The sequence below is a fragment of the Marinobacter vulgaris genome, assembly GCF_003344045.1.
GTDB lineage: Bacteria > Pseudomonadota > Gammaproteobacteria > Pseudomonadales > Oleiphilaceae > Marinobacter > Marinobacter vulgaris.
Genome location: NZ_QFWX01000002.1, coordinates 497032 through 522801, shown reverse-complemented (window position 1 = coordinate 522801; position 25770 = coordinate 497032). Strand labels below are relative to the sequence as shown.

Here is a 25770-nt window from a genome sequence, read left to right as displayed (position 1 = left end):
ATAAAAGAATGCTGAGTGCCATGAAACTGACGATCAGCCGAGAATCCCTGCTTACCCCGCTGCAATCCATTGCCGGGGTGGTAGAGCGAAAACAGACAATGCCGGTACTGTCCAACGTATTGCTGGTAGCGGAAGACAATACCCTGACCCTGACCGGGACCAACATGGAAGTGGAGCTGGTAGGCCGCGTCTCACCGGTCCACGTTGATCAGCCGGGGCGGATCACCGTACCGGCCAGGAAGCTGTCCGATATCTGCCGGGCGCTCGGCGACCAGGCGCCAATCGAGTTGGCACTGGAAGGTGATCGCCTGCATTTGCGGTGTGGCGCGAGCCATTTCACGCTGTCGACCCTGCCTGCTGAGCATTTTCCGAACGTAGAGGACGAGGCAGAAAGCTTCCGGCTTGAGCTTCCCCAGAAAGAACTCAGCCGCATGTTCGATGCAACGGCCTTTGCCATGGCGCAACAGGATGTCCGTTATTATCTCAACGGCCTGCTGCTGGAAGTGGACAAGGATCATGTCCGCACCGTCGCCACCGACGGCCATCGTCTTGCCATGGCGCATTTCGACCTGCCAACCGGATGTGCCGAGCCCCGTCAGGTGATTGTCCCCCGCAAGGGTGTGCTCGAGTTGTCACGGCTGCTGGATGACGTGGAAACGCCGGTGACCCTGGTGATCGGCGATAACCACCTGCGTGCTACGGTCGGTTCCTACACTTTCACCTCCAAGCTCATAGAGGGCAAGTTCCCGGACTACAACCGGGTGATTCCCCGCGGTGGTGACAAGATTGTACTGGCGGACAGGGCCACGCTTAAAAACACGTTGCAGCGCGCCGGTATCCTGTCCCATGAAAATATCCGGGGCGTTCGCCTGAACCTGGCGCCGAATGAGCTGCAGGTGTTTGCCAACAACCCGGATCAGGAGCAGGCCGAGGATGCATTGCCCGTGGAGTACCAGGGGGAATCACTGCAGATCGGGTTTAACGTGGGCTATCTGGTGGATGTCATGAATGCGCTGGAGGAGGAGCAGGTGAAGATTACCCTTGCCAATCCTAACAGTAGTGCACTGATAGAAGCCCCCAATGACAACCGCTGCCTTTATGTTGTAATGCCCATGCGGCTTTGAACCTGAACGGCAACGTCCACATCGAATTGAAACGAAGGATGGAAACAGAATGGGAAGGGTAACGAACAGTCTCAAGGGTGCCTTTCGAATCGGCCAGACGTTGTCTGTACTGGGGCGCGCTGGCACCAACTGGGTTCGTGGCGACCGTCCGCCGGCACCGCGCCTGCTCAGGCAGACCTTTGAATCTCTGGGAGCCACCTATATCAAGCTCGGCCAGTTCATTGCCAGTTCCCCGACCTTCTTTCCGAAGGAATACGTGGAGGAGTTTCAGTATTGTCTGGACCGGACGCCCAACCTCCCCTTCGGCGTGATCAGGAAGATTATCAGGGATGAGCTCGGTCGCCCCATCGAGGAAGTCTATTCCGACATTGATCCGGTGGCCCTGGCGTCCGCCTCCATTGCACAGGTTCACGCTGCAAAGCTGGTTACCGGAGAGGATGTGGTGATCAAGGTGCAGAAACCCGGAGTGGAAAATATTCTGCTCACGGACCTGAACTTTTTGTATCTGTCCGCGAGAATTCTGGAAGTCCTGGCTCCCAAACTGTCCTGGACATCGTTGTCCGGAATCGTTGAGGAAATCCAGCGCACCATGATGGAAGAGTGCGACTTCATAAAGGAAGCCAATAATCTCAAGGTATTCCGTGAGTTTCTGTTGAACACTCACAATGAAGACGCCACGGTGCCACTGGTGTATGAAAGCTGCAGTACCCGACGGATTCTTACCATGGAACGATTCCACGGGGTTCCGCTTACGGATCTGGAGAGCATTCGTGGTTACGCACGGGACCCGGAGCGAACCCTGATTACCGCCATGAATACCTGGTTTTCCAGCTTGACCCAGTGCGAATTTTTCCACGCCGACGTTCACGCGGGCAACCTGATGGTGCTCAAGGACGGTCGCGTCGGATTCATCGATTTCGGTATTGTCGGACGAATCCGTCCGGATACCTGGCAGGCGGTCAGCGATTTCATATCCGCGGTAATGGTCGGCAACTTTGATGGCATGGCGGATGCGATGATCCGTATCGGTATCACCCATCAGAAGGTTGAGGCCAGCGAACTGGCGAATGACCTTCGCCGCCTGTACCAGCAGATGGATACGATGGTGCCGGACGAGGTGCCGTACCAACCGGAACAGGCGGAGGATGACGTCAATAATATCCTGATGGATATGGTGCGGATTGGTGAAAGTCACGGGCTTCATTTCCCACGGGAGTTCGCATTGTTGCTGAAACAGTTTCTGTACTTTGACCGCTACGTTCACATACTCGCACCCGAGATGGACGTCTTCATGGACGAGCGGCTGAACATGCTGCACTGATCGCGTTCATCCACAGGGTTTTGTACACTGGGGCAGCGTCGCTGATTGGGCACGCTGCCTTTTTTGTTCCCGTCTCCCAAGGCTGTCAACTTATCGTGACTTATGGCGCTCGTTAAACTTCAAACGGAAAATTTCCGCAACCTTGGGCACGGGCCGGTCAGTTTCACTCCCTCCATGAATCTCTTATATGGTGAAAATGGAAGCGGTAAAACCAGCGTATTGGAAGCGATTGGATACCTCGGCCTGGGTCGATCGTTTCGCGTCAGCCGCCACCAGGCGGTTGTCAGTCACGGCGAGAAAAAACTGACGGTGTTTGGTGGGCTGGATGAGGGAATGTCCGCGGCTCCTTCTTCTATGCCTGGTGAACTCCGCCACCGGGTGGGAATTTCCCGTGATGTGGCAGCGAAAGAAACCATATTGCGGGTTGATGGCGAGGCGGTCCGCAACCTGTCATCGTTGGCGCAACACCTTCCCGTGTCCGTTATCGATCCCGGGGTGTTTGATATTGTGGCGGGCAGCCCCGGTAAACGGCGCCAGTTTCTGGACTGGGCAGTGTTCCACGTGGAACCTTCTTTCGCTTCAGTGTGGCAACAGTGCCAAAGAGTCACATCACAGCGGAATCAAATCCTCAGAACTGGTAGAATAGACGACGCTCTGATGAAGGTGTGGGACTCTCAGTACACCGAGTTGGCAGAGCGTCTGACGAGAGCACGTAAAGAGACCTTCGGACTGTTCACGGCCGCCTTTGATAGTCTGCTGGGCGAGATTGAGGCGCCCTGGGTAGACGGGCTCAGGCTCGATTTTTATGCGGGCTGGGATTCCTCGCAATCACTGTTTGATGTGCTGAAAATCCATAGGGAACAGGAACAGAAGATGGGCCATACACTGTATGGTCCGAATCGCGCCGATATAAGGCTGCGGTTCCAGGGACGCCCGGTGTCCGAAACGTTTTCCCGGGGTCAACAGAAAACACTCGTCATATTGATGAAGATTGCTCAGGGCATGGTGCTGAGTGATCTCGGTAAACAGGTCACCTTTCTGCTGGACGATATCAATGCAGAACTGGATGTGGGACATCGGGCCATGCTTGCGCAGAAGCTCCATGAATTACGGTGTCAGGTTTTTCTGACCTCGATCGAGCCTCCCCGACCCACAGAACTTTGGCAGAACACCCTGCCGGACTACAGATTGTTCCACGTGGAACATGGAAAATTGACGGAAGAACAGATTTAGTCGCGGATGAACCATCTTGATTCCTCTCCCGCAGAGGCAATGGTATCAGGCCGGGAAATTACCCCCTTCAGGAGTGTCTAATGAGCGAATCGATTTACAATTCCTCCAGTATCAAGGTATTGAAAGGACTGGACGCGGTGCGGAAACGGCCCGGCATGTACATTGGTGATACCGATGACGGCACCGGCCTGCACCACATGGTCTTTGAGTTGGTGGATAACTCTATTGATGAGGCGCTCGCCGGGCACTGTTCTGAAATCGGCGTGATCATTCACGCGGACGAGTCGGTTACCGTAAAGGACAACGGCCGGGGTATACCGGTGGATCTTCACGAGGAAGAGGGTGTCTCCGCTGCCGAAGTCATCATGACGGTTCTTCATGCCGGTGGTAAGTTTGATGACAATAGCTATAAGGTTTCCGGCGGCCTGCACGGTGTCGGTGTCTCCGTGGTGAACGCCCTGTCCTCTTCCCTTACCCTGACCATTCGTCGTGATGGCAAGGTGTATGAGCAGGTCTACAATGGTGGTGTACCAAAGGCACCGCTGGGAATTGTCGGTGATACCGATGCCAGCGGTACCAAGGTTCATTTCATTCCTTCCCCGGAAACATTCACCAGTATCGAATTTCATTGGGACATTCTTGCCAAGCGGTTGCGGGAACTGGCGTTCCTGAACAGCGGTGTACGCATCCGCCTCCAGGACGAGCGCTCCGGCAAAGAGGAAGTGTTCGAGTATGAGGGTGGGCTGCGGGCCTTTGTTGAACACCTGAATTCCAACAAAACACCCATCAACCGGGTATTTCACTTCATCAAGGAGCGGGAAGACGGCATCGTGGTGGAAGTCGCGATGCAGTGGAACGATGCTTTCCAGGAAAACATCTACACGTTTACCAACAATATCCCCCAGCGGGATGGCGGTACCCATCTGGCAGGCTTCCGCGCCGCCCTGACCCGGTCACTGAATAACTACATCGAGCATGAAGGCCTGGGCAAGAAAGCAAAGGTCAGCACTTCCGGCGACGACGCCCGGGAAGGCCTGACCGCTATCATCAGCGTGAAAGTGCCCGACCCCAAGTTCTCCTCACAGACCAAGGACAAACTGGTTTCTTCCGAGGTGAAAACGGCGGTCGAGCAGGAGCTGTACCAGTCATTCGCCAGTTTCCTGCAGGAGCAGCCCAACGAAGCAAGGCTGATCGTTAACAAGATGATCGACGCTGCCCGCGCTCGTGAGGCGGCCCGCAAGGCAAGGGACATGACCCGCCGCAAGGGCGCCCTGGACATCGCTGGCCTGCCGGGCAAACTGGCAGACTGCCAGGAAAAGGACCCCGCTCTTTCCGAACTGTTCATTGTGGAGGGTGACTCGGCCGGCGGCAGCGCCAAGCAGGGTCGTGACCGTAAAACCCAGGCCATTCTGCCACTCAAGGGTAAAATCCTGAACGTGGAGAAAGCCCGCTTTGACAAGATGCTGTCGTCCGTGGAAGTCGGCACGCTGATCACGGCCCTGGGTTGTGGCATTGGCCGCGAGGAATTCAATCCGGAAAAACTCCGTTACCATTCCCTCATTATCATGACCGACGCGGACGTGGATGGCTCTCACATCCGTACCCTACTGCTGACTTTCCTGTTTCGCCAGATGCGGGAAATTATCGAGCGCGGCCATGTGTTCATCGCCATGCCGCCGCTTTACAAGGTCAAGCGCGGCAAACAGGAACAGTACCTGAAGGATGAAAAAGCCAAGGAAGCGTACCTGACCCAGACAGCCCTGGAGGGTGCCCAGCTCTACGTAAACCCGGAAGCTCCGGCCATCAAGGATTCCGCACTGGAAACCATGGTCAAGGATTACCAGTCGGTGATGGCGATGATCGATCGCCTGTCCCGGGCCTATCCTGCCAAGGTTCTTCAGCAGATGCTGGATAACGTGACCCTCAAGCCGGAAGATCTCAAAGAAGAGGAATCCGTGGCGCGCTGGGTGGCCCGCCTTGGTGATGGCCTGCAGCTGGATACCCGCACAGGCACCAAGTACACCTTCTCGGTGGAAAAGGATACGGAACGTAACCTGTACCTGCCGAAGGTGGTGATTTACGTGCATGGCATTCCCCATAACCACGTTTTCAGCCATGAATTCTTTGAGTCTTCCTCGTACCGCGCCATTGCCCGCATGGGCGAAACCCTCGACGGCCTGGTGGAAGAAGGTGCCTATATCCAGCGCGGTGAGCGCAAGCAGACCATACTGTCCTTCGCCGGAGCCCTAGACTGGTTGATGAAGGAAGCCCAGCGTGGGCTGAACATCCAGCGCTATAAGGGACTGGGTGAGATGAACCCGGACCAGCTCTGGGAAACCACCATGGACCCGGAAACACGTCGCATGATGAAAGTGACGATCGAGGATGCCTTCGCAGCCGACCAGATCTTCACGACATTGATGGGCGACGATGTGGAGCCGCGGCGGTTGTTCATCCAGAACAACGCCCTGCAGGTAACTAACCTGGATATCTGATGCTGTCACCGGGCCGATCTGAAGGCGTGTCCCGGGTATTCAGCCAGATATGAAAAAGGCGACCAGATGGTCGCCTTTTTCATTATAATTCAATAACCTGGTGCGCTTCCGCCAGGCTGTTACTGGTCCTGGCCCCCGGAGGGGGTGTCTGACGACTTGCGTTCCTGCTGGGCTGCCAGATGCGGTGCCATAACCTCTTCCAGGGTATAACCGGTGAGCCGGCGAATTGAGCGCCACAAATAGTAGAAGATGGCGATCATCATGATCATTGAGGGGATGGCTATCATTGGATAACTCACCAGGGTCATTCGCCCCAGTTCCTCGTTGAAGGCCTGGGTGCCGGAGGGACTGGTGACAATCCATTTGGCCAGCACGAAATTCATGATGGAGGAGAACAGGAACGTCAGGCTGAAGAAGTAGCTGGCCTTGAGTAGCCGCTCCTCAAACTCGGCTTCGCTTCCCCGCTCCTTCAGAACCGCCTGGATTTTGTCCACATCCAGTACCGTGGGGTTGTACAGCAGTGTCTTAACCAGCGGATACCGGGTTCTGGTGGATAGAAGAACGGCAATGCCAATCACCGCTGGAACGGCCGCTTCCTTGATGGCAAGCCAGCCGGCGTCCAGCGCCAGCAGCCCGATGCCACCGGTAAGGCCCACACTGATCACCCCAAGCACCGCAATAAAGTTGTACTTGCGGTAGCGCACCAACTCGAACAGGCCCCAACCCAGAGGGAATGCCAGCCCGATGACCAGGGCCATTACATTTCCCAGGTATTCGTCACCGCTGAGCTTCATCAGAATGACGGAGGGGATAATGATACTGACGAGCAGGTCTACCCATGGCCTGGGCTTGTGCGTCGGTCTTGATTGAGCTTCCGGGGGAGTCATAGATCAGCCTGATGGTTCGGGGAAGTGGTATCGGTGATTAATCAGCATACCGAAAAAGTCGTGAACCAGTATACGATGAAACCCTCAGTAACCGAAGGCACGTGGGACTGGTCCGGAAGCCATTTCCGGTTTATTGTCGGTTGAGGTTAGCTGTCATCTAACTGCAACACTTGCCAAACCGGGATCGGTTAAGCTGGCAGCCGGTATTTTGCCAGGGCTTCAGGAGGGAGCATGAAGATCATTGCGTTTTACAGTCTCAAAGGCGGTGTCGGTAAAACCGCGGCGGCTGTGAATATTGCCTATCTGGCCAGCCAGGCCGGAATCCGCACCCTGTTATGGGACCTGGACCCACAGGGGGCTGCGAGCTGGTACCTGGCCGGAACTGACGACATCAAGGGCCGTAAACTGGCCGCACTGATGGACGGCAAAACCCCGATCGGTAAATTCATCCGCGACAGTGGCTACCCCAACCTGGACTTCATACCCGCCCACAACAGCTTCCGTAACCTTGACGTGCGGCTGGACAAGGATGACAGCAACAACACCCTCAAGAACTGGCTGGCACCCCTGTCGGAGGAAACCAGTCTGGTGGTGCTGGACTGCCCGCCGTCCATGTCACGGCTGTCCGAACAGGTGCTGAAAACGGCTGACGGGGTGTTTGTGCCGGTGGTGCCCACCTGGCTCGCGCTCAACAGCTGGCACCAGCTCCAGGCGTTCGCCAAAGACAAGAAGCTCAAGCCCGGCCGCCTGCACCCCTTCTTTTCCATGGTGGACCGACGCAAGAACCTGCACAGGGACATGGTGATCAATCGCAAACAGCATCTTGAAGGGGGGCTGAATGCCATTGTTCCCAATGCCAGCGTTGTCGAGAAAATGGGGGAAAGGGGTCAGCCGGTCGAGTTGATTGACCACGCGTCGGCCGCTGCCGGCGCCTACCGCCGATTATGGAAGGAAATCCGCAAACTGCTTTAATCCGTCTGGGCATAAAAAAACGCTGGTCAGCTTAAAACTGACCAGCGTTTTTGTTGGCGCCGGCAGGCCAATCACTGGCCCTGCCCGCAAGCTTCGTCCTAGCCGAGCTCTTGCAACGCCTGCTCGACGATAGCAAGGCCTTCCTCGAGAACATTGTCCTCGATGGTCACCGGCATCAGGAAGCGAATGGTGTTGCCATACATGCCGCAGCTGAGCAGGATCAGGCCGTTTTCCTTGGCTTTCTTGGTCACTGCCGCCGCGAAATCCGCTCTTGGTTCCTTGCTGGTCTTGTCAGTCACCAGCTCAATGGCAGCCATGGGACCCAGGTTGCGCACGTTGTCCACATGGGGGAACTGCTCCTGCCACTGGTCAAAGCGCTTGCGCAGGGTGTCACCCAGGCGCTGGCTCTTGCCCAGGATATCCTCGTCTTCAAACACCTCCAGAACCGCCAGGGCTGCGGCACAGGCGGTCGGGCTGCCGGTGTAGGTACCACCCAGGGAGTTGGGGCCGGAGGCATCCATGTGCTTGTCGGTACCCACAATGGCAGAGATGGGCATGCCATCGGCCATGCTTTTGGCCATGGTCATCATGTCCGGCTCAACACCGCTGTGCTCAATGGCAAACATTTTGCCGGTACGGCCGAAACCGCTCTGGACTTCGTCAACGATCATCAGGATGCCGTGCTCGTCACAGATTTCGCGAATGGCCTTGAGGAAGCTTGGCGATGCCGCATAGAAACCGCCCTCGCCCAGCACGGCCTCGATTACGATGGCCGCGGTGTCCTTGCCAGGGGAGTCCGCTTTCATGGTCATCTTCAGGCCGCGAATGGCTTCGTCTTCGGTAACACCGTGATACGGCACCGGATAAGGCGCACGGAAAACGGTACCCGGCATCGGGCCGAAGTCCGTCTGGTAGGGAGCTGCCTTGCCGTTCATGGCCATGGTGTAGAGGGTACGGCCATGATAGCCGCCATCAAAACAGATCACGTTGCTGCGGCCGGTAGCGGCACGGGCGATCTTGACGGCGTTCTCGAGCGCCTCAGCACCACTGTTGGCCAGCATGACCTTGGCATGCCCCCGCACCGGTACGATGCCACTGAGCTTCTCAGCGAGCTTCACATAGCCCTCATAGGGCATGACTGTCTGGCAGGTGTGCATCAGCTTGTCCAGCTGCGCTTTCACCGCCTCGACCACTTTCGGGTGACGATGGCCGATATTCAGTACACCGATGCCGCCGGCGAAGTCGATCATCCGCTTGCCATCGGCATCCCAGAGTTCGGCATTGGTCGCGTGGTCGGCAAACTGCTCATTGGGACTGGCCGCACCGGCCGCGACATAACGTTCTTTAAGTGCCTGCAATTCTTTATTCGTCACTTTGCTCTCCTCGAATTCGGTTTCGTCCTGTAAGCATACACGAAATGACGGCCCGGTTTGAGAACCCGGCGCTGATGTTTCTACGTATTCCCGTCCGGGTTGTCTTCCCGGAACTGGAGTTCCGCCAACCGCCGGTACAGCGGATTCCGTGCAACCAGGTCGTCGTGAGTACCAATATCCTGGAGAATGCCGGCCTCCAGTACAATAATACGATCGGCGTGCCTCACGGTCGCCAGACGGTGTGCAATTACCAGCGTGGTGCGGTCAGACATCAGCCCCGGCATTGCCTGCTGTATCAGGTGCTCGCTCTCCGCATCCAGAGCGCTGGTGGCCTCGTCCAATAACAGTATAGGCGCATCCGCGAGCAAAGCCCGGGCAATTGCCAGCCTTTGTTTCTGCCCCCCGGACAGCCCCAACCCCGTGTCACCCAGGGGCGTCTGGTAACCCTGGGGCAGTCGGCGGATGAATTCGTCGGCATGGGCAATGCGGGCCGCTTCCATCATCGCTTCGTCACTGGCCTCGGGGCGCGCATAGCGAATGTTGTCGGCAATGGTGCCATGGAACAGGGCGGGGTTCTGGGGCACCAGGGCAAAGCATTCGCGCAGCGCCTCCAGCGCCACCTGGCGGCTGTCGGTCCCGTCGATCAGAATCTGCCCGGTGTCCGGGTCGTAGAACCTCAGCAGCAGATCAAACAGTGTGGACTTGCCAGCTCCGGAAGGCCCGACCAGCGCCACGGTTTCGCCGGCATGAATGGTCAGTGAAAGATCTTTGAGGACCTTGATGTCCGGCCGCGAGGGGTAGGAAAAGCTCAGGTTGCTGATCTCGATATCGCCACGAATCGCCTCTGGCAGAGTTTGCGTGGCCACAGCTTCCATGCGGATTTCACTGGGGGTCTGCAGTAACTCGAAAATGCGCGCGGCGGCCCCGGCGGCCCGCTGCAACTCCCCGATGACCTCGCTGATGGCGCCGGCCGCAAGCCCGACCAGCAGACTGTAGAACACAAACGCCGCCAGTTCGCCGGGACTGGTGCGCCCGGAAATCACATCCAGCCCCCCAATCCAGATCACCACGCCAATGGCGCCCATCACCAGGGTGATGGCGATGGTGGTCAGCCAGGCCCGCTGACGAATCCGGATCCGCGCAATATCGAACGCGTTTTCCGCCACCCCGGCAAAGAAACGGCGGTCGTGGGGCTGGTGATTGAACGCCTGCACGGTTTTAATCTGGGTGAGGTTCTCGCCTACATAACTGCCCACCTCCGCCACCCGGTCCTGGCTCAACCTGGAAAGTTGTCTGACACGACGCCCGTAGACCAGGATCGGAATGATCACCAGTGGAAAGCCCAGGATGATAATGCTGGCCAGCTTGGCGTTGGTCACGAACAGCAGTACCAGCCCGCCCACCAGCATCAGCGTATTGCGCAGGGCAATGGACACGGTGGAACCGATCACCGACTGCAGCACGGTGGTGTCCGCGGTAAAGCGGGACTGAATCTCCAGGCTGCGGTTTTTCTCATAGAAGCCGGGGTGAAGGTCAATCAGGTGGTTGAACACCTGCTTGCGAATATCGGCGACCACCCTCTCGCCAATCCAGGACACCAGGTAGAAGCGGGCAAAGGAACCGATCGCCAGCCCGAGAACCAGCACAAAAAACAGCCCCACCGCCCGCGACAGCATGGCCGGCGACTGCGTTGCCAGACCCTGATCGACCAGAATTCTCAGGCCCTGCCCAAGTCCAAGTGTGATCCCGGCCGTAAATACCAGAGCCACAAGGGCACCGGCGACGGCCCTACGGTAAGGACTGATGAAATCGACAACCAGCTTCAGAGCCTTGCGGTGACGGGTGTTGATGATGTGCCTCCTGATTGGCGGTGCTGTAAACTCTGGCAACCATACGCTGATAGCCGATGATGAGACCTATCATACATCCGGGCAGAGCACACATGGGTGGCCCCCAACCCAGGAGTTATTCTCGACAGTGAGAGCCTACGCCGACAACGATTATCCCGCGGATCACAAACCCAACTGGAAAGTGATTTCCGGTCTCTGGCCCTATCTGGCGGAATTCCGTGGCCGTGTCGTTCTGGCATTGGCCTTTCTGGTTATTTCCAAACTGGCCACGGTCGCGACACCGGTAGCCCTGAAGTACATCGTCGATTACCTGGACCAGAACCGCGGTGGCGAGGTGCTGCTATGGATTCCGGTGCTGCTGGTCGTTGCCTACGGCCTGCTGCGTTTTGGCAGCACCCTGTTCAGCGAACTGCGGGACGCGGTGTTTGCCAGGGTAGCGGAAAGAGCCATGCGGCGGGTATCGCTGCGGGTTTTCGAGCATCTGCACAACCGCGAGCTGGCGTTTCATCTGGACCGCAAGACCGGTGGCCTGGCGCGGGATATCGAGCGGGGTACCAACGGCATCAGCTTCCTGCTGCGGTTCACCCTGTTCAACATCGTGCCCACGCTGCTGGAAATCCTGTTGGTGGCCGGCATTCTTTTCGTGGTGTTCAACGTCGGTTACGTGCTGGCGATCCTGGTGGCCGTGGTGGTGTACGTGGTGTTTTCCATCAAGGTGACCGAGTGGCGCACCAGGTTCGTACGGGAAGCGAATTCCCGGGACAACCAGTCCAATTCCCGGGCGGTGGACAGTCTGCTGAACTACGAGACGGTGAAGTATTTCAACAACGAGCGTTTCGAAGCGCGGATGTACGACCAGAACCTGGACGACTGGGAGCAGGCCCGGCTGAAGAACCGGTTGTCGCTGGCGGCCCTGAACTCAGGCCAGGCCCTGATCATCGGCCTGGCGATGATTGTCATCATGGCCATGGCGGTGCGGGAAGCGGCGATTGGCGAGATTACCCTGGGTGATTTCACCATGATCAACGCCTACCTGCTGCAGCTGTTCATTCCGTTGAACGCCCTGGGGTTTGTGTACCGGGAAATCCGCCAGGCCCTGGTGAATGTAGAGCGGTTGTTCGGATTGCTGGGGGACGAGCCGGGGATTGAGGATGCGCCCGATGCCAAAGCCCTGGTGGTGAGCAAGGGTGAGGTCTGTTTCGACCATGTGCACTTTGCCTATCGGCAGGATCGCCAGATCCTGCGGGACGTCAGTTTCGCCATCCCCGCCGGGCACACGGTGGCAGTCGTGGGCGCCAGCGGGGCGGGCAAGTCTACCCTCGCCCGCCTGCTGTTCCGCTTCTACGATGTGGATCAGGGCAGCATTACCATTGATGGGCAGGATATTCGCACGGTCACCCAGGACAGCCTGCGCGCTGCCATTGGCGTGGTGCCCCAGGATACGGTGCTGTTCAACGACACCCTGTACCGCAACCTCGCCTATGGCCGGCCCGAGGCTACCGAGGAGGAGGTTTACCGGGCCGCTCGCATGGCGCACCTGGAGGACTTTATCCACAGCCTGCCGGATGGGTACCAGACCCAGGTCGGCGAGCGCGGCCTGAAACTTTCCGGGGGCGAGAAACAGCGGGTAGCGATAGCCCGGGTAATCCTCAAGAACCCACCGGTGCTGATTCTGGATGAGGCAACCTCGTCCCTGGATTCCCTGTCCGAACAGGCAATTCTGGGGGCGTTAAAGGAAGTCAGCCGCCAGCGCACCTCGCTGGTTATCGCCCATCGCCTGTCCACGACCCGGGATGCCGACACCATTCTGGTGATGGACGGGGGACGCATTGTCGAAAGTGGCCATCACACCGAATTGCTGGCGCTTGATGGCCACTACGCTCACCTGTGGGCACAGCAACATCGACGTGGTGACGAGTGATGTCGCCGGTTTTTTTGTTAACGGGAGCAGTCTTATGTGGACGTTGATAACGGGTGCCGGCTCCGGCATCGGAAGGGCACTGGCGCTGGAGCTGTCAAATCAGGGCCATGATCTCATTCTGTCCGGTCGAACGGTGTCAAAACTGGAAGACGTTGCCGGTGAAGTCAGCAAGCATTCGCCCCAGTGCAAGGTGATCACCCTGATTGCGGATTTTTCCGACCCCACCAGTACCCGTAATCTGGCAAATCAGGTGCGCAACGCGGTCGACCAACTTTCGGCTTTCGTCTACTGCGCCGGTGTTGGCGAGCCAGCCGCGGATTTCGCCAGCCTGGATCTGATTGATTTCCAGGAAGCCCTTGCGGTCAACGTCTCCGCGCCGATGCTGCTGACCCAGTCGTTGTTGCCAGTGCTGACGGGGCATGATCCGGCCGCCAGAATCGTGATGATCGGTGCGGGCATGGATACCCAGGCACAGCCGGGCACTGGCAGCTACGGAGTCAGCAAAATGGCCCTGAGGAGGCTGGTACAACAGCTGTCTGTGGAATTCGGGACAATGCCGCAGGGGCCGGTGATCAGTCTGTTCCAGCCGGGTCTGGTTGACACCCCGGGCATCAGGCACCATGTCGACAAGGCCGCCGGGCTGGGGCTGCCACATGCCCAGTGGCTCAGGGACAGGCTTGATAACGGCGAGTGCCTGACAGCCGAGCAGGCAGCCAGCGCTCTGGCGTTCACCCTCAGCCAGCAGACGCCCGAAAGCGACTTTCAGGGAGCGGTGTATAACGGCCGGGATCTGGTGGATTCGCTGTCGTTCGCCGGCAGTTAACGGGGCAGGGTCTTCCCGTTAAAACCGCAAGGGGCTACAGCGGCACCTTCATGGTTTCGGAGCCGCTGTCGGGCATCCCTATCATTTCATCGGTCCCGGTCGGCGGAAGCACCTCGGTGTTGTCCACGTGATAGTCATGGAAAAATTCCTTGACGGCGCTGGCGCCGGTAAACATCACCACCTTGTCGTGGGAATCGGTCAGCACATAGCCCTGGTCGTCGAGATAGAAGCGGGCCATGTAGTAGCGCCCCTCCATGGAAACGATCTCCAGCAGGGAAATGGTGTCGTGTTTGTGGGATTTCAGCTCGCCGGTGGTCATATGCATTGGAAATCTCTCTGTCTTCTGTTGTGTTCGTATTCAAGTCTACGCAACCAGTGTTCAAACAGGTCAATAAACGGACAGATATGAGCAGGCTTGAATTGATCCGATATCTCCACACCCTCCGGAATCAGGCCATTCCCCGATGCATACATGTACAAGGCCATCCTGTTCCCAGATGCAAACCGGCAAGCGTTGATGAAAATGATCTGGCCGGAAAAACACAGTGCTCGGCGCTGAGCAGGAATCTACTACTCGCGGCCGTTCGTATTGTTTAAAATATGATCAGATCGAGGGCGTTGCCATGGGCCAGAACAGTGTAAGCACCGGAATTTTGGGTACCACCAGGAAAAGGGTCACCGCGATTCTTTTGGCTGCTATGGCGCTGTTCGTGCTCTGGTCCTCCCAGCCACTGGCTGGCGATAAGGATGAAGAAATCCGCGATACCATACTCCGCCAGATCGAAGCGTTTGCCAATGACGACCAGGAACAGGCCTGGGCCTACGCTTCCGAGGGTATCAAGCGCCGCTTCGGATCCTCCCAGGTGTTCATTGATATGGTTCGTGAAGCCTACCCTGCCGTGCACAGCGCCACCGCCATCGAGTTTACCGAACGCGTGCCCCACGGCAGCTTTGAAATCCAGGTGGTGAAACTTCAGGGCCCCGAGGGCAAACGCTGGGATGCCTATTACCGCATGGTGATGACGGACGGCGCCTGGAAGATAGCGGGCGTCCGCCTGGAGCCTGCCGAGCTCGGTATCTGAGGCGGATAGAGGGTTCCGAGGCGGTTACGCCAGGTGGCGGCCGCCGTCCAGGGAAAGGGTCCGGCCGGTGATATAGGGATTGTCGAGTATAAACTGGATGGTTTTTACCGCCACCGACTCCCCGGGTTCGATTGCCAGCAACGATTTTTTCAGCGCTTTCTCCCGATAGTCGCCACTGTCCCCCGGGTTGAACATGATCAGCGACGGCGCAACACTGTTGACCTTCACCCGCGGTGCCAGCAATCGTGAGAAAGACAGGGTCAGATTGGCCATGGCAGCCTTACTGGCGGCATAGGCAATATGTTTGGCGCTGCCCTTCTCCACCACGTAATCCGTCATATGAACAATGTCAGCCGGTGAGTCGCCGTTCTCCAGCAGACTACGACACGCCAGATTGATCCGGTAGGGGGTCATGGCGTGAATCTGCATCATCGCGTTCATCACGTCCGCCGGCTCGGAGTCATCGCTTTCCGGCAGCCAGTCCGAGGCGTTGTGGATGATCGCCCTCAGGTCATCGGTTTTTTTCCTGAGCGCCTCGATAAATTCATCGACACCTTCATTGTTGGCAAAATCCGCGTGAATGCAGGTGGCACCGGCTTTCTGTAACGCGTCCACGGCCGGGCGATAGCTGCGGTAGCTGGCGATAACCGGCTGCCCCTGCTCGAGGCAGGCTTTTGCAAAAGCCAGACCGATGCGCTGGCCGGCACCGGTAATCAGAATGGGTGAGTTCATGACGTTCTCCTTTCATCGAAGCTGGTTCCCTCCTGGCGGACGGGACACTGGCAATACGCTGCCGCTGCCCGCGCGGGTCATCGGCAGCGGCGGCACACGTGCAAAAGTTGGGGAGAACGGATCAGGCGGAAGGATGTTTCCGTAACGAGGATTCCAGATTCTTGCTTCCGGTAATATCCACCAGGGTGATCACCACGCCATCGATCACATTGTCCAGCCTGCGGTAGGGTATGATCCTGACCGAGAACCAGCGGCCATCGGTGGTGGTAATCTGCTTTTCGTTGACCGCCAGGGTGTCCAGGGTCTTGCGGGCGTCTTCCTGCAGCTCCGGGTAACGCAGGCTGGTGGTCAGGTCGCTCAACGGGCGGCCGATGTCGCTTTCCCGCAGGCTGATGATGGATGCGGCCCGCTCCGTGTAGCGCCGCACGTTCAGCTCCTGGTCCAGGAACAGAACCGCGATCTCGATGCTGTTGAGCACGTTCTGCATATCGCTCTGGGCCAGCGCAAGGTCATCCAGCTTGGTTTGCAGCTCGGTGTTGATGGTTTGCAGTTCTTCATTCATCGACTGCATTTCTTCTTTCGAGGTTGTCAGTTCCTCATTGGCAGACTGCAGCTCCTCGTTGGTGGACTGCAGCTCCTCGTTGGACGCCTGCAGTTCTTCCCGGGTATGTTTTGCCTGCTTCTGGAGGCTCTCGATTTCCTTCTGGTATCGATGGATTTCCGCAGCGTAGTCCGATTTAGAGGCCGAGGCAGGTTTGCGTTGCGGGGAAGCCTCCTTTTGTGGCGCATCGCGGAATACCACCATGGTCATGCCCTTGAGGGCGTCGGGTTCGCGAAGGGCCTGAATGGTGACATCAACGGCCTGGGTGCCGGAGCCGGTCTGAACCGGAAGACCCGCCAGTTCAACCGATTCTGACTGCTCCGAGGCCTTGCGCAGAGCAGTATACAGGGGCTCACGCAGACCCTTCCGGGCCATGGCATGGATGTTCCAATTGGCTTTGCCCGCTGCCGGTTCCAGGTACTTGCCGGTACGCCCGCTGATATAAACGATATCCGCATCCGCGTTGAGCACCACGGCCGCCGGAGCATAGACTTGCAACAGCACGTTATCCGCGGCGGATTGCAGGCTGTCGGTAGCCTCCGGTGGAGGCATCTGGCTGGATCTCACGGAGTGCTCCTTATGCATGCTGGACATCGTTGGGAAGGATCTTAACAGGAAGTCATAGTGGCGGTCGGATTGGAAGGGTTTGCTTCGGTACAGCCGCAGTTTGGGTTTGAGCGGTGCGAACAGATGATTCAGCCGGCCGATGGTTTCTGAGGTGCCCAGCATCAGTAGTCCGTTGTGCCGAAGGCTGTAATGGAACAGGGGCAGAATCCGCCGCTGCAGTGCCACGTCAAAATAAATCAGCAGGTTGCGGCAGCTGATCATATCCAGCCTGGTGAAGGGAGGATCAAGAATCACATCGTGGGTAGCAAACAGCACCTTGTCCCGTATCAATGGCCGCACCTGGTAATAATGCTCGTGTCTGGTGAAAAACCGCGCCAGCCGGGCCTCCGACACGGTGTCTGCAATGGTCAGGGGGTATTGCCCGCGCCGGGCCACGGTAATGGCTTCCGGGCTGATGTCGGAGGCAAAAATCTGCAGGTTCAGCTCCCGCCCAGGATGGGTGGCCTCCTGCGCCTCTGTATATGCCATGGCCAGCGAATAGGCCTCTTCCCCGGTTGAGCAGCCCACCACCCAGGCTCGCAGCATGTGTTCCGTCGATTGTTCGGTGAGCTGTTCCGGCAGGGCTGTTGCAATCAGGCAGTCCCAGGTGTCGGGGTCGCGGAAAAACTGGGTGACGCCGATCAGCAGTTCCCGGAACAACAGCTGAACTTCCTGCTTGTTGGCCGCCAGATAACGGGTGTAATCGGCCAGATCCGATAGCCCGTGGATGGCCATGCGGCGCTCGATCCGCCGATTGAGGGTCGAGGGTTTGTACAGCGAAAAGTCGTGGCGGGTGTGCTTCTGTAGCAACTGGAGGACCGAGTCCAGCTGTGTCAGAGATCTGAGAGCCTGACGGTCGTGATGGGGGCTTTTACCGGGCTCGGGAACACGGCGGACATACGTCAGGATGCGATTCGGTATTTCACCCGCCGGCGCCACAATATCCGCGCAGCCTGACGCTATGGCGCTTTTGGGCATGGCGTCAAACTGGGCCGAGTCCGGCGTTTCCACAATGGTCAGCCCGCCGGTGGCCTTGATGGCCTGCAGGCCCAAAGTACCATCAGAGCCCATGCCGGAGAGCACGACAGCAATGGCCCGCTCGTTCTGGGCGCTGGCCAGGGATGAAAACAGCACATTGATGGGCAGCCGCAGGCCCCGGGTTTCCGCAGGCTGCTCCAGCTTCAGGATCCCGTCAAGCACTCGCAGCTCACGGTTCGGCGGGATCACATAAACCGAATTCGTGTGGATGGGCATGTTCTGCCCGGCTTCGTGTACCGGCATGTCGGTATAGCGTTGCAGGAGTTCCGGCAGCAGCGCCTTCTGGGTCGGGTCCAGGTGCTGGACCACCAGAAACGCCATACCGGTATCGCAAGGGGTATTGCGGAAAAACTCTTCGAAGGACGCCAGCCCGCCAGCGGAGGCGCCAATGCCCACGATACGCATCAGAAGCTGGCGGAGTGAATCGAGACTTCAGTGAGTATCATCAGCACGCTGTCCCCGGAAGCGGTCGGCCTGGTGCGCACCGTCAGCCAACGCTGATCCGCAAGTTCAACGGAACCGTCTGCTGCCCCGCGCTCCGTGCAGTTCCTGAGCAGTGTGTTTACGGCAGCTTGCTGGCCGGACGCCAGAAGTGTCGTCAGGGTTCTGCCCGCAAGACTCATGACGGACTCATCAAAAAGCACACCCGCGGCTTCGTTGCCCTCGATAATCGCACCGTCATTGGCCAGGATCAGGTAGGCTGCGGGCGCCTGCTCATAGAGCGACCGGTAATGGGCCAGCTCCTCACTGAGTTCCTGTTCGTTGGCCTGAAGCTGTTCATACAGAAGATCAAGCTCGACCTGATAGGTCTGCAGCTCATGAAGCAGTTTGAGGGCGTCGCCAGCAGATTCAGGCCTGGCGGCACGCTCGTACAACAGCTGAAGTGCACTCACGCTGAGGCTGCCGCCGTGGTTGCGCGGTGGCACACCGTGCTCGATCAGGTCCCTGGCGCTTTGACGTAGCCGTTCATGACCCTCGACCGTCGGGTATCCGTGCCTGTTACCCATCCTGCCTCCTTAAAGATGCCTTGCAGAAGCGCCGCTTAAAACAGGCGCACAAATTACGTCAATTGAGTCTACGCCACCTTGGAACACCCGAATAGCAAGATTCTGCCGTTTTTCAAAAGCCTCACCTGTTGTGTGCGTTACCGAACAGAAGGACTGTTGGTTGAAGTCTATTGTCTTTGTAACAGAGTGTTGTCGGGTTGTTGAGGCTCGCACAACGTCAGATTGAAGGTTTTTCTAAAAAAAGGGAATAGAACCTGCTGCGAAATAGCGACTTTTTCCTTGACAGCGGATACCGAAGCCAGCGTGCAGAGGCTCACGGTATCCCGCTGGGTGATGCGTTACCCCTGGGTATTCTGGTGACGGATCGGGATGGCAAGTGCCTCTACAGCAACAAGGCCTACCGCAAACTCTGCGGCTGGGCCGACGACGAGCTGACCGGCTCGCACTGGAGTGCGGTCATTCACCCGGACGACCATGAAAAAACGGTTCAGCACTGGAACGCCGCGTTGCTTGGGCAGGTGTCCTTCATGTGTGAAGCGCGTTTGCAGAGTTCGGATGGCGAGGTGATCTGGACCCGCCGCAACGCGGCGCTGATGACCGATAACCTGCCCAACCTGGGCTATGTGCACACCATCGAGGATATCAGCAGCTACAAGGCCCATGAGAGGGGCCGCAAACAGGCCGAGGACCAGCTGTTTGAGGAAAAGGAGCGGGCACAGGTGACCCTGGACTGTATTGGCGATGCGGTATTGAGCACCGATATTGACGGCCGTATTGTCTATATGAATGGCGTCGCAGAGACACTGACCGGATTCAGCCGCGAGGAGGCCATCGGACGGCCCTTGAACGAGGTTTTCCAGGTGATGGATGCTGATACCCACCAGCCCGTGGCCGATCCCGCCCAGCGTGCCATTCAGTCTGACAGCATTGTGGCTCTGGAAGCTGACGCATTGTTGGTGGCTAAAGACGGCGTGGCGCTGGCGATTGAGGACTCGGCGGCGCCGATACGCAACCGCTATGGGGTGATTACCGGAGCCGTGATTGTATTCCACGATGCCCGCTTCTCCCGGGAAACCACCACCCGCATGGAGTACCTGGCACACCACGATGCGCTGACCGGCCTCCACAACCGCAACGCTTTTTACGAGCGGTTCGAGCAGTCCCGGGCTCTGGCAAGGCGGCATGACAAACAGATGGGCCTGCTGTTCATTGACCTCGACGGTTTCAAGGGTATCAATGACGTGCTCGGCCATGACAGCGGCGACCGGCTGCTGGTTGAACTGGCCCGTAAACTGAAGGCGTGCGTCAGGACAACGGATACCGTCTGCCGCTACGGTGGCGATGAGTTCGTGGTGTTGTTAAGCGAAATCGCCCAGCCAGATCACGCCTTCGCCGTTGCCGACAAAATACGTGAAACCGTTGCAGAGCCGGTGGTTATCGGTGGCCAGGGGATGACTCTTCAGCTCAGCATTGGCGTGAGCGTGTATCCCGATCATGGCGAGACCATCGATGAGTTGCTGAAAAAAGCGGATATGGCCATGTACCGGGCCAAGGAGCTGAATCAGAAGCCTGCCGCAGGGCACTCGGCGCCGCGGCTTGTGAGCCGATAGACAGTCCGTGGTTCAGTAACTGGAATAGCCTGTGGTCAGGCGCTCGGTTTCCCGCCTGACCACGCCGTAGCACTCACAGCTGAGGGCCTCGAGGCCCGGGCGGTCCAGCACGGTAATGTGGCCGCGATGATATTCGATTATCCCCAGCTTCTGCAGTTTGCTGGCAGCTTCGGTAACACCCTCACGACGCACACCCAGCATGTTGGCAATCAGCTCCTGGGTCATGGTCAGCTCGTTGCTCTGCAAGCGGTCGAGGGATAACAGCAGCCACCGGCACAGCTGCTGGTCAATGGAATGATGGCGGTTACACACCGCCGTCTGGGACATCTGGGTGATCAGCGCCTGGGTATAGCGCAGTGTCAGCACCCGCACCTCGGGACTGTTGTCGAATTCGGTCTTGAGTTCCTCGGCCGGCATCCGGTAAGCGAACCCTCTGCTTTGCACGACCGTTCTGCTGGGGGTACTGTCCACCCCCATGAATACCGCGATACCGGCCATACCCTCGTTGCCCACCACGGAAATTTCGGCGGACGAGCCGTTCGTCATGACATAAAGCAGCGACACGATGGAGTTGGTGGGGAAATAGACAAACTCGATGGACTGGTCGGATTCGTAAATCACGTCGCCGAGCTTCATTTCGATCAGTTTGAGGCGCGGGAAAATCCGCGCCTTGGCACTGGCCGGCAATGCGGCCAGAAGACGATTCTGTTCGTAGGAGACTGATGAATCGGTCAAGGCCACCTCCCTGGCGGAGCCACCGTTAATCGGTGCAACACGCTAACATAAAACATGCATCCGGGTTGAGACAATATCAGAATGGCCGAAATCTTCTAATGCCTGAACATTAAGAAGGGGTAATGGGAGTGAACGGCTCGAGACTGTTGGATCGATTGTTCCAGGTAAAATTTTCTGCCCATTCCAGGGCGTTTTCCAGCGGTACTGGCCTGCTGTAGAAAAAGCCCTGCCCCAACTGGCATCCGAGCTCTATCAGTTTAGCTTCCACCGCAGCCGATTCAATGCCCTCCGCGACGAGGCGGCGCTGAAAGCTCTGTGACAGGCTGACAATGGCACTTACGATCATCGAGTTGTCGTTGTTGTCCAGCATGTCCATGACGAAGGACTTGTCGATCTTGATCTCCTGGGCCGGCAGGCGGCGGAAAAGGTCCAGGGAGGAGTAGCCGGTGCCGAAATCATCCAGTGAAATATCCACCCCCAGCTCGCGGCAGGCCCGGAGGTTATCCAGCACCTTGTCGGTATCATCCAGGGCAGTGGTCTCGAGAACTTCCAGAATCAGGCGGGAGCGGATGTCGCGGGGCGCATCGCCCAGGGCACTGGCAAGGTCGTCCCGGAAATCGGGACCGAGAAAGTGGGAAGGGCTGAGGTTCACACTCAGGGTGTAGGGCAGCCGCTTTTCTGCAAACTCCCGCAGGCGCTCTATCGCTTCGCGAATAACAAAGTTTCCGACACTGCGGGCGTACTCCGTGTACTCGATGTGGTCCAGGAAATGGACGGGGCCCAGCAGACCCTTGTCCGGATGGTTCCAGCGGATCAGTGCCTCGAAGCCCTCGAGGCGACGTTGGGTCAGATGAATTTTCGGCTGGTAATGAAGCTCAAGCTGGCCAGAGCTGAGGGCATCGCCGATCTGTTCGATAACCTTTACCCGCTGTTTGCGGGAAAAATGGGAATCCAGGTCAAACAGCGTGTAGCTGTTCTTGCCGCTCTCCTTGGCCGCATACATGGCCTGGTCGGCATGGCGTATCAGCAGGTCGGCATCGGCGTCGTCGTGCGGGTAGACAGTGACGCCCATACTGCCGGATATCTGGAGTATGTGGTGTTTGTAACTGATGGGCTTGCCGATGGACTCCAGCAAGCGCGCGTACACCCGCTCGTCGTCGACATCCCGCAGAATGGCGACGAATTCGTCGCCTCCGAGCCGGGCCACGACATCGTGTAGCCGCACATTCGACAGCAGGCGCTCGGCCACGGACCTGAGCACGGCGTCGCCCACCGCATGGCCGAGCTCGTCGTTGATGTCCTTGAAGCCGTCCAGGTCAATAAAGCAGACAGAAACCAGGCCGTTTCGTGAATTGGCCTCGTGCAGTTCCTGTTCAAACAGCTCTGTCAGCCGGCGCCGGTTGGGCAGGCCGGTGAGGACATCGTAGTTCGCCGCCTGTTCCAGACTTTTCTGATGGTCGCGTTTCTCCTGATAGAGCTGTTTGCGCTCTATCAGGTTGCCCACGGTCTGCAGCAGTGGTTCCAGTTCCTCGGCCAGCCTTGGGGTGAAGCCACCTATCCGATTGGCAAGGCCGATCAGGCCAATTTCCTCGTCGCCGGAAAACACCGGTATACCGATATAGGAGGTGATGGGAGGGTGGCCATCAGGCAGCCCGCCACTGCGGGGGTCGGCGGCGAGGTCGCTGGAGATGATAACATCGCCGGTTACCATGGGCTGGCCCATGAGGTTATCCAGGCGATCGAAAATCAGGCCCCGTCTCTCCACTTCCTGGTAGAGCGCCTGGGTTTCCGGGCTCCAGGCGATATTGGTGATCGCGCCGATCTTGAGGTAGGGCGTCTGATCGTCACGTCGAAGCACTTCACCGATAAATCCGAACTGGCTTCCGGTCAGTGCCAACAGGTCGCTGAGCATCTGCTCGAACGCCTCGCGTTCATTGTCGCTGGTCAGGAAAACGTTCTGTGCCCGGTGTATGGCCCGGCTGAGATGTGACACGCGCACATATTCCTGATCGTCTGCCGCCAGAAAGGAGTGCTCCAGCTCATCCTCGATAATGCTCGACAGACTGCGCAGTATATCCAGGTCAATACCGGTAAATTGCCGGGGTTTATCATCAATAATGCAGAGGGTGCCTATTTTGAAACCACTGGGCTCGCGGACGGGCATGCCGGCGTAGAAGCGGATAAACGGCTTGCCGGTAACCAGGGGATTGGTGTTGAAACGCGGGTCCGCAGTGGCGTCCTCCACCACCAGGGCCTTGTCCTGCTGGATGGCGTAGTCGCAGAAGGCAATGGAACGGGGTGTTTCCGAGACATCCAGGCCCTGGCGGGATTTAAACCATTGGCGGTCTTCATCCAGTACTGAAAACAGGGCGGTCTTTACGCGGTAATGCTGTTTAGCAATTCTCGTCAGCCGTTCGAAGCGCTCCTCCGGCGGGGTGTCGAGAATACCCAGGCGCTCAAGCGCGGCGAGCCTGCGTTTTTCGATGTTCGTGGTGGTCATCTACCAGTCTCCGTCATAGCGCCGCATCACCCTGAAGTGCCGGTGAGTTCTTGAATGTCGCTCACTATCCTCTTGCACTAGACTGAAGGCAAAACAATAACCGGGAAATGTCCATGACAAAACGCAATTTCTGGGGCTGGGGTAACGAAGACAGCGCATTCAATGACCGTCAGATCAGCCAGTTGCGCCAGATGGTCGGCATGCAGTTTGGAAACTTGGAACTGACCTGTCAGGAGCCGCCGGTTCTGGCAGATCTGGCTATGCCGGAACCGCGGTTGCAGGTTCCTCAATCCCTGGCGCCAATGATGTCAACGGACCGGCGGGACCGGGCCAGCCACACCTACGGCAAATCATTCCGGGACATTGTGCGGGGCCTGGATGGGGATTACCGCTGCGCCCCGGACCTGATCGCCCGTCCCTCCACTGAACAGGAACTTCTAGACGTACTGGACTATGCCAGCCGCAGTGGCGCTGCGGTGATTCCCTACGGCGGCGGTTCCAGCGTGGTGGGCGGTACCGAACCGCGCTATGAGGGCGACTGGGCAGGCACGGTTACCGTTGATATGGAGCATTTCAACCGCATTATTGAAGTGGATCAACGCTCCCGCGCGGCCCATATCGAAGGTGGCATCTATGGACCGGCCCTTGAAGATGGCCTGCGGCCCCACGGCTATACCCTGCGGCATTTTCCCCAGTCATTCGAGTTCTCGACCTTGGGCGGGTGGATCGCCACCCGCTCCGGCGGCCATTTTGCCACGCTTTACACCCACATCGATGACCTGGTGGAATCCACCCGGTTGGTGACCCCCAGAGGCGCCCTGGAAACCCGGCGGTTGCCCGGTTCAGGGGCGGGGCCTTCGCCGGACCGGCTGGTCCTGGGCTCCGAGGGTACGCTCGGTTTTGTGACCTCTGCCTGGATGCGCTTGCAGGCGAGGCCGGAATTCCGGGCCACCCGCACCATCCATTTTGGCGATTTCCTTGCCGGCGCGGACGCGGTTTGCAGGCTCTCCCAGTCCGGTCTTTTTCCCACCAATTGCCGGCTCATCGATGCCCGGGAAGCCATGATTAACGGCATTGGAAGTGGAGGTAAGCACTTACTGATAATCGGCTTCGAATCTGCCGATCATCCGCTGGACGCGTGGATGCAGCGGGCCCTGGAAATCGTCGCTGAGGCGGGCGGAGTGGTTCAGGCCAACCGGGAACAGACGCCGGACAAGGACCAGGCCGGCGACTGGCGCCAGCAGTTTATCCGCGCCCCCTACATGCGGGACGCCCTGATCCGCCTGGGACTGGTGGCGGAAACCTTCGAAACCGCCATAACCTGGGACAGGTTCGAAGAGTTCCACCGGGGCGTCATGGAAACCGTAAACAGGGTGACCCGGGAGATCTGCGGCAAGGCGTTGGTCACCTGTCGCTTCACCCATGTCTACCCCGATGGCCCGGCGCCCTACTACACCGTAATCGCGCCGGGCCGGCGCGGCGACCAGGTGAAACAGTGGGACGACATCAAGCTGGCGGTGATGGAAACCCTGATCGACCTGGGCGGCACTGTTACTCATCACCACGCCGTGGGCCGTGATCATCGCCCGGGCTATGACCGCCAGAGGCCGGAGCTGTTTGCGGAGGTGTTGCGAGGGACAAAGCAGACACTGGATCCCGGGGGGATGCTGAATCCGGGAGTGTTGATATAAGGGTGTCTGAAGGACAAAAGATACGGGAAAGACTCAGATAGGATCTGGTCGGCGTGGCAGGATTCGAACCTGCGACCCCTTCGTCCCGAACGAAGTGCGCTACCAAGCTGCGCCACACGCCGATCAACGGCCGGTATTATACGGATTAAGTGGTTATTTACCAGCCCCC

General features: G+C 58.2%; 19 protein-coding genes and 1 tRNA gene. 10 read left to right on the top strand and 10 right to left on the bottom strand.

From position 1 onward, the window contains the following. Positions 1–20 precede the first annotated feature (20 nt). The 4 genes from dnaN to gyrB all read left to right on the top strand — a co-directional run bounded on the left by dnaN (position 21) and on the right by gyrB (position 6173). A complete protein-coding gene (dnaN, locus tag DIT71_RS05615; RefSeq protein ID WP_114612214.1) occupies positions 21–1124 on the top strand; it encodes a DNA polymerase III subunit beta in 1104 nt (367 codons plus the stop codon). Between the two features lie 49 nt (positions 1125–1173). Continuing rightward, on the top strand, positions 1174–2445 hold the full coding sequence (locus DIT71_RS05610) for an ABC1 kinase family protein (protein ID WP_114612213.1): 1272 nt from the start codon (positions 1174–1176) through the stop codon (positions 2443–2445). Positions 2446–2547: 102 nt separating this feature from the next. Continuing rightward, positions 2548–3678, top strand: a complete 1131-nt coding sequence (recF, locus tag DIT71_RS05605; protein ID WP_114612212.1) for a DNA replication/repair protein RecF — start codon at positions 2548–2550, stop codon at positions 3676–3678. Positions 3679–3758: 80 nt separating this feature from the next. After that, positions 3759–6173, top strand: coding sequence for a DNA topoisomerase (ATP-hydrolyzing) subunit B (gene gyrB / locus DIT71_RS05600; protein WP_114612211.1), 2415 nt, complete (start codon positions 3759–3761; stop codon positions 6171–6173). A gap of 119 nt (positions 6174–6292) precedes the next feature. Here gyrB and DIT71_RS05595 read toward each other — a convergent pair whose 3' ends face one another. Then, entirely contained in the window at positions 6293–7060 is a 768-nt protein-coding gene (locus DIT71_RS05595; RefSeq protein ID WP_114612210.1) for a VC0807 family protein, read from the bottom strand. A gap of 231 nt (positions 7061–7291) precedes the next feature. Here DIT71_RS05595 and DIT71_RS05590 point away from each other — a divergent pair, with 231 nt between their 5' ends. Then, entirely contained in the window at positions 7292–8032 is a 741-nt protein-coding gene (locus tag DIT71_RS05590) for a ParA family protein (protein WP_114612209.1), read from the top strand. A gap of 98 nt (positions 8033–8130) precedes the next feature. Here DIT71_RS05590 and gabT read toward each other — a convergent pair whose 3' ends face one another. Both gabT and DIT71_RS05580 read right to left on the bottom strand, forming a co-directional pair. Beyond that, on the bottom strand, positions 8131–9405 hold the full coding sequence (gabT, locus tag DIT71_RS05585; protein WP_114612208.1) for a 4-aminobutyrate--2-oxoglutarate transaminase: 1275 nt from the start codon (positions 9403–9405) through the stop codon (positions 8131–8133). Between the two features lie 80 nt (positions 9406–9485). Next, positions 9486–11231, bottom strand: a complete 1746-nt coding sequence (locus DIT71_RS05580; RefSeq protein ID WP_114612355.1) for an ABC transporter transmembrane domain-containing protein — start codon at positions 11229–11231, stop codon at positions 9486–9488. Between the two features lie 151 nt (positions 11232–11382). Here DIT71_RS05580 and DIT71_RS05575 point away from each other — a divergent pair, with 151 nt between their 5' ends. Together DIT71_RS05575 and DIT71_RS05570 are read left to right on the top strand one after the other, a co-directional pair. After that, positions 11383–13176: an ABCB family ABC transporter ATP-binding protein/permease gene (locus DIT71_RS05575; protein WP_114612207.1), complete on the top strand. Its 1794-nt coding sequence runs from the start codon at positions 11383–11385 to the stop codon at positions 13174–13176. 34 nt (positions 13177–13210) lie between these two features. Further along, positions 13211–13999 (top strand): SDR family NAD(P)-dependent oxidoreductase, encoded by a 789-nt coding sequence (locus tag DIT71_RS05570; protein WP_114612206.1) that lies wholly within the window; start codon positions 13211–13213, stop codon positions 13997–13999. A 34-nt stretch (positions 14000–14033) separates the two neighbouring features. Here DIT71_RS05570 and DIT71_RS05565 read toward each other — a convergent pair whose 3' ends face one another. After that, entirely contained in the window at positions 14034–14324 is a 291-nt protein-coding gene (locus tag DIT71_RS05565; protein WP_114612205.1) for a DUF6482 family protein, read from the bottom strand. 298 nt (positions 14325–14622) lie between these two features. On the opposite strand from DIT71_RS05565, the gene DIT71_RS05560 reads away from it, so the two are divergent. Further along, complete coding sequence (locus tag DIT71_RS05560) at positions 14623–15081, top strand: DUF4864 domain-containing protein (RefSeq protein ID WP_114612354.1); 459 nt, start codon at positions 14623–14625, stop codon at positions 15079–15081. Between the two features lie 24 nt (positions 15082–15105). On the opposite strand, the gene folM is transcribed toward DIT71_RS05560, so the two are convergent. From folM to DIT71_RS05545, 3 genes are all read right to left on the bottom strand, one after another. Further along, a complete protein-coding gene (gene folM, locus DIT71_RS05555; protein WP_114612204.1) occupies positions 15106–15813 on the bottom strand; it encodes a dihydromonapterin reductase in 708 nt (235 codons plus the stop codon). A 121-nt stretch (positions 15814–15934) separates the two neighbouring features. Next, positions 15935–18454 (bottom strand): chemotaxis protein CheB, encoded by a 2520-nt coding sequence (locus tag DIT71_RS05550; RefSeq protein WP_227537961.1) that lies wholly within the window; start codon positions 18452–18454, stop codon positions 15935–15937. A gap of 8 nt (positions 18455–18462) precedes the next feature. Then, positions 18463–19065: a PAS domain S-box protein gene (locus tag DIT71_RS05545; RefSeq protein WP_114612202.1), complete on the bottom strand. Its 603-nt coding sequence runs from the start codon at positions 19063–19065 to the stop codon at positions 18463–18465. Between the two features lie 254 nt (positions 19066–19319). Here DIT71_RS05545 and DIT71_RS05540 point away from each other — a divergent pair, with 254 nt between their 5' ends. Next, positions 19320–20675 carry a diguanylate cyclase domain-containing protein gene (locus tag DIT71_RS05540; RefSeq protein ID WP_319921917.1) on the top strand — a complete coding sequence of 452 codons (1356 nt, stop codon included), beginning with the start codon at positions 19320–19322 and terminating at the stop codon, positions 20673–20675. 12 nt (positions 20676–20687) lie between these two features. On the opposite strand, the gene DIT71_RS05535 is transcribed toward DIT71_RS05540, so the two are convergent. After that, positions 20688–21416 (bottom strand): Crp/Fnr family transcriptional regulator, encoded by a 729-nt coding sequence (locus tag DIT71_RS05535; protein ID WP_227537960.1) that lies wholly within the window; start codon positions 21414–21416, stop codon positions 20688–20690. A 103-nt stretch (positions 21417–21519) separates the two neighbouring features. Continuing rightward, entirely contained in the window at positions 21520–23910 is a 2391-nt protein-coding gene (locus tag DIT71_RS05530) for a sensor domain-containing phosphodiesterase (RefSeq protein ID WP_114612200.1), read from the bottom strand. Between the two features lie 113 nt (positions 23911–24023). On the opposite strand from DIT71_RS05530, the gene DIT71_RS05525 reads away from it, so the two are divergent. Then, complete coding sequence (locus tag DIT71_RS05525) at positions 24024–25601, top strand: FAD-binding oxidoreductase (RefSeq protein ID WP_114612199.1); 1578 nt, start codon at positions 24024–24026, stop codon at positions 25599–25601. Between the two features lie 45 nt (positions 25602–25646). On the opposite strand, the gene DIT71_RS05520 is transcribed toward DIT71_RS05525, so the two are convergent. Continuing rightward, positions 25647–25723: transfer RNA gene (locus tag DIT71_RS05520), tRNA-Pro, on the bottom strand. Between the last annotated feature and the right edge of the window lie 47 nt (positions 25724–25770).

Excerpts from the sequence above, each read along its gene's own strand:
- DIT71_RS05530 (WP_114612200.1), bottom strand. The coding sequence starts at position 23,910 with ATGACCACCACGAACATCGAAAAACGCAGGCTCGCCGCGCTTGAGCGC.
- DIT71_RS05525 (WP_114612199.1), top strand. The coding sequence starts at position 24,024 with ATGACAAAACGCAATTTCTGGGGCTGGGGTAACGAAGACAGCGCATTC.
- DIT71_RS05545 (WP_114612202.1), bottom strand. The coding sequence starts at position 19,065 with ATGGGTAACAGGCACGGATACCCGACGGTCGAGGGTCATGAACGGCTA.
- gyrB (WP_114612211.1), top strand. The coding sequence starts at position 3,759 with ATGAGCGAATCGATTTACAATTCCTCCAGTATCAAGGTATTGAAAGGA.
- DIT71_RS05610 (WP_114612213.1), top strand. The coding sequence starts at position 1,174 with ATGGGAAGGGTAACGAACAGTCTCAAGGGTGCCTTTCGAATCGGCCAG.
- DIT71_RS05590 (WP_114612209.1), top strand. The coding sequence starts at position 7,292 with ATGAAGATCATTGCGTTTTACAGTCTCAAAGGCGGTGTCGGTAAAACC.
- folM (WP_114612204.1), bottom strand. The coding sequence starts at position 15,813 with ATGAACTCACCCATTCTGATTACCGGTGCCGGCCAGCGCATCGGTCTG.
- DIT71_RS05565 (WP_114612205.1), bottom strand. The coding sequence starts at position 14,324 with ATGCATATGACCACCGGCGAGCTGAAATCCCACAAACACGACACCATT.
- DIT71_RS05570 (WP_114612206.1), top strand. The coding sequence starts at position 13,211 with ATGTGGACGTTGATAACGGGTGCCGGCTCCGGCATCGGAAGGGCACTG.
- DIT71_RS05560 (WP_114612354.1), top strand. The coding sequence starts at position 14,623 with ATGGGCCAGAACAGTGTAAGCACCGGAATTTTGGGTACCACCAGGAAA.
- dnaN (WP_114612214.1), top strand. The coding sequence starts at position 21 with ATGAAACTGACGATCAGCCGAGAATCCCTGCTTACCCCGCTGCAATCC.
- recF (WP_114612212.1), top strand. The coding sequence starts at position 2,548 with ATGGCGCTCGTTAAACTTCAAACGGAAAATTTCCGCAACCTTGGGCAC.
- DIT71_RS05595 (WP_114612210.1), bottom strand. The coding sequence starts at position 7,060 with ATGACTCCCCCGGAAGCTCAATCAAGACCGACGCACAAGCCCAGGCCA.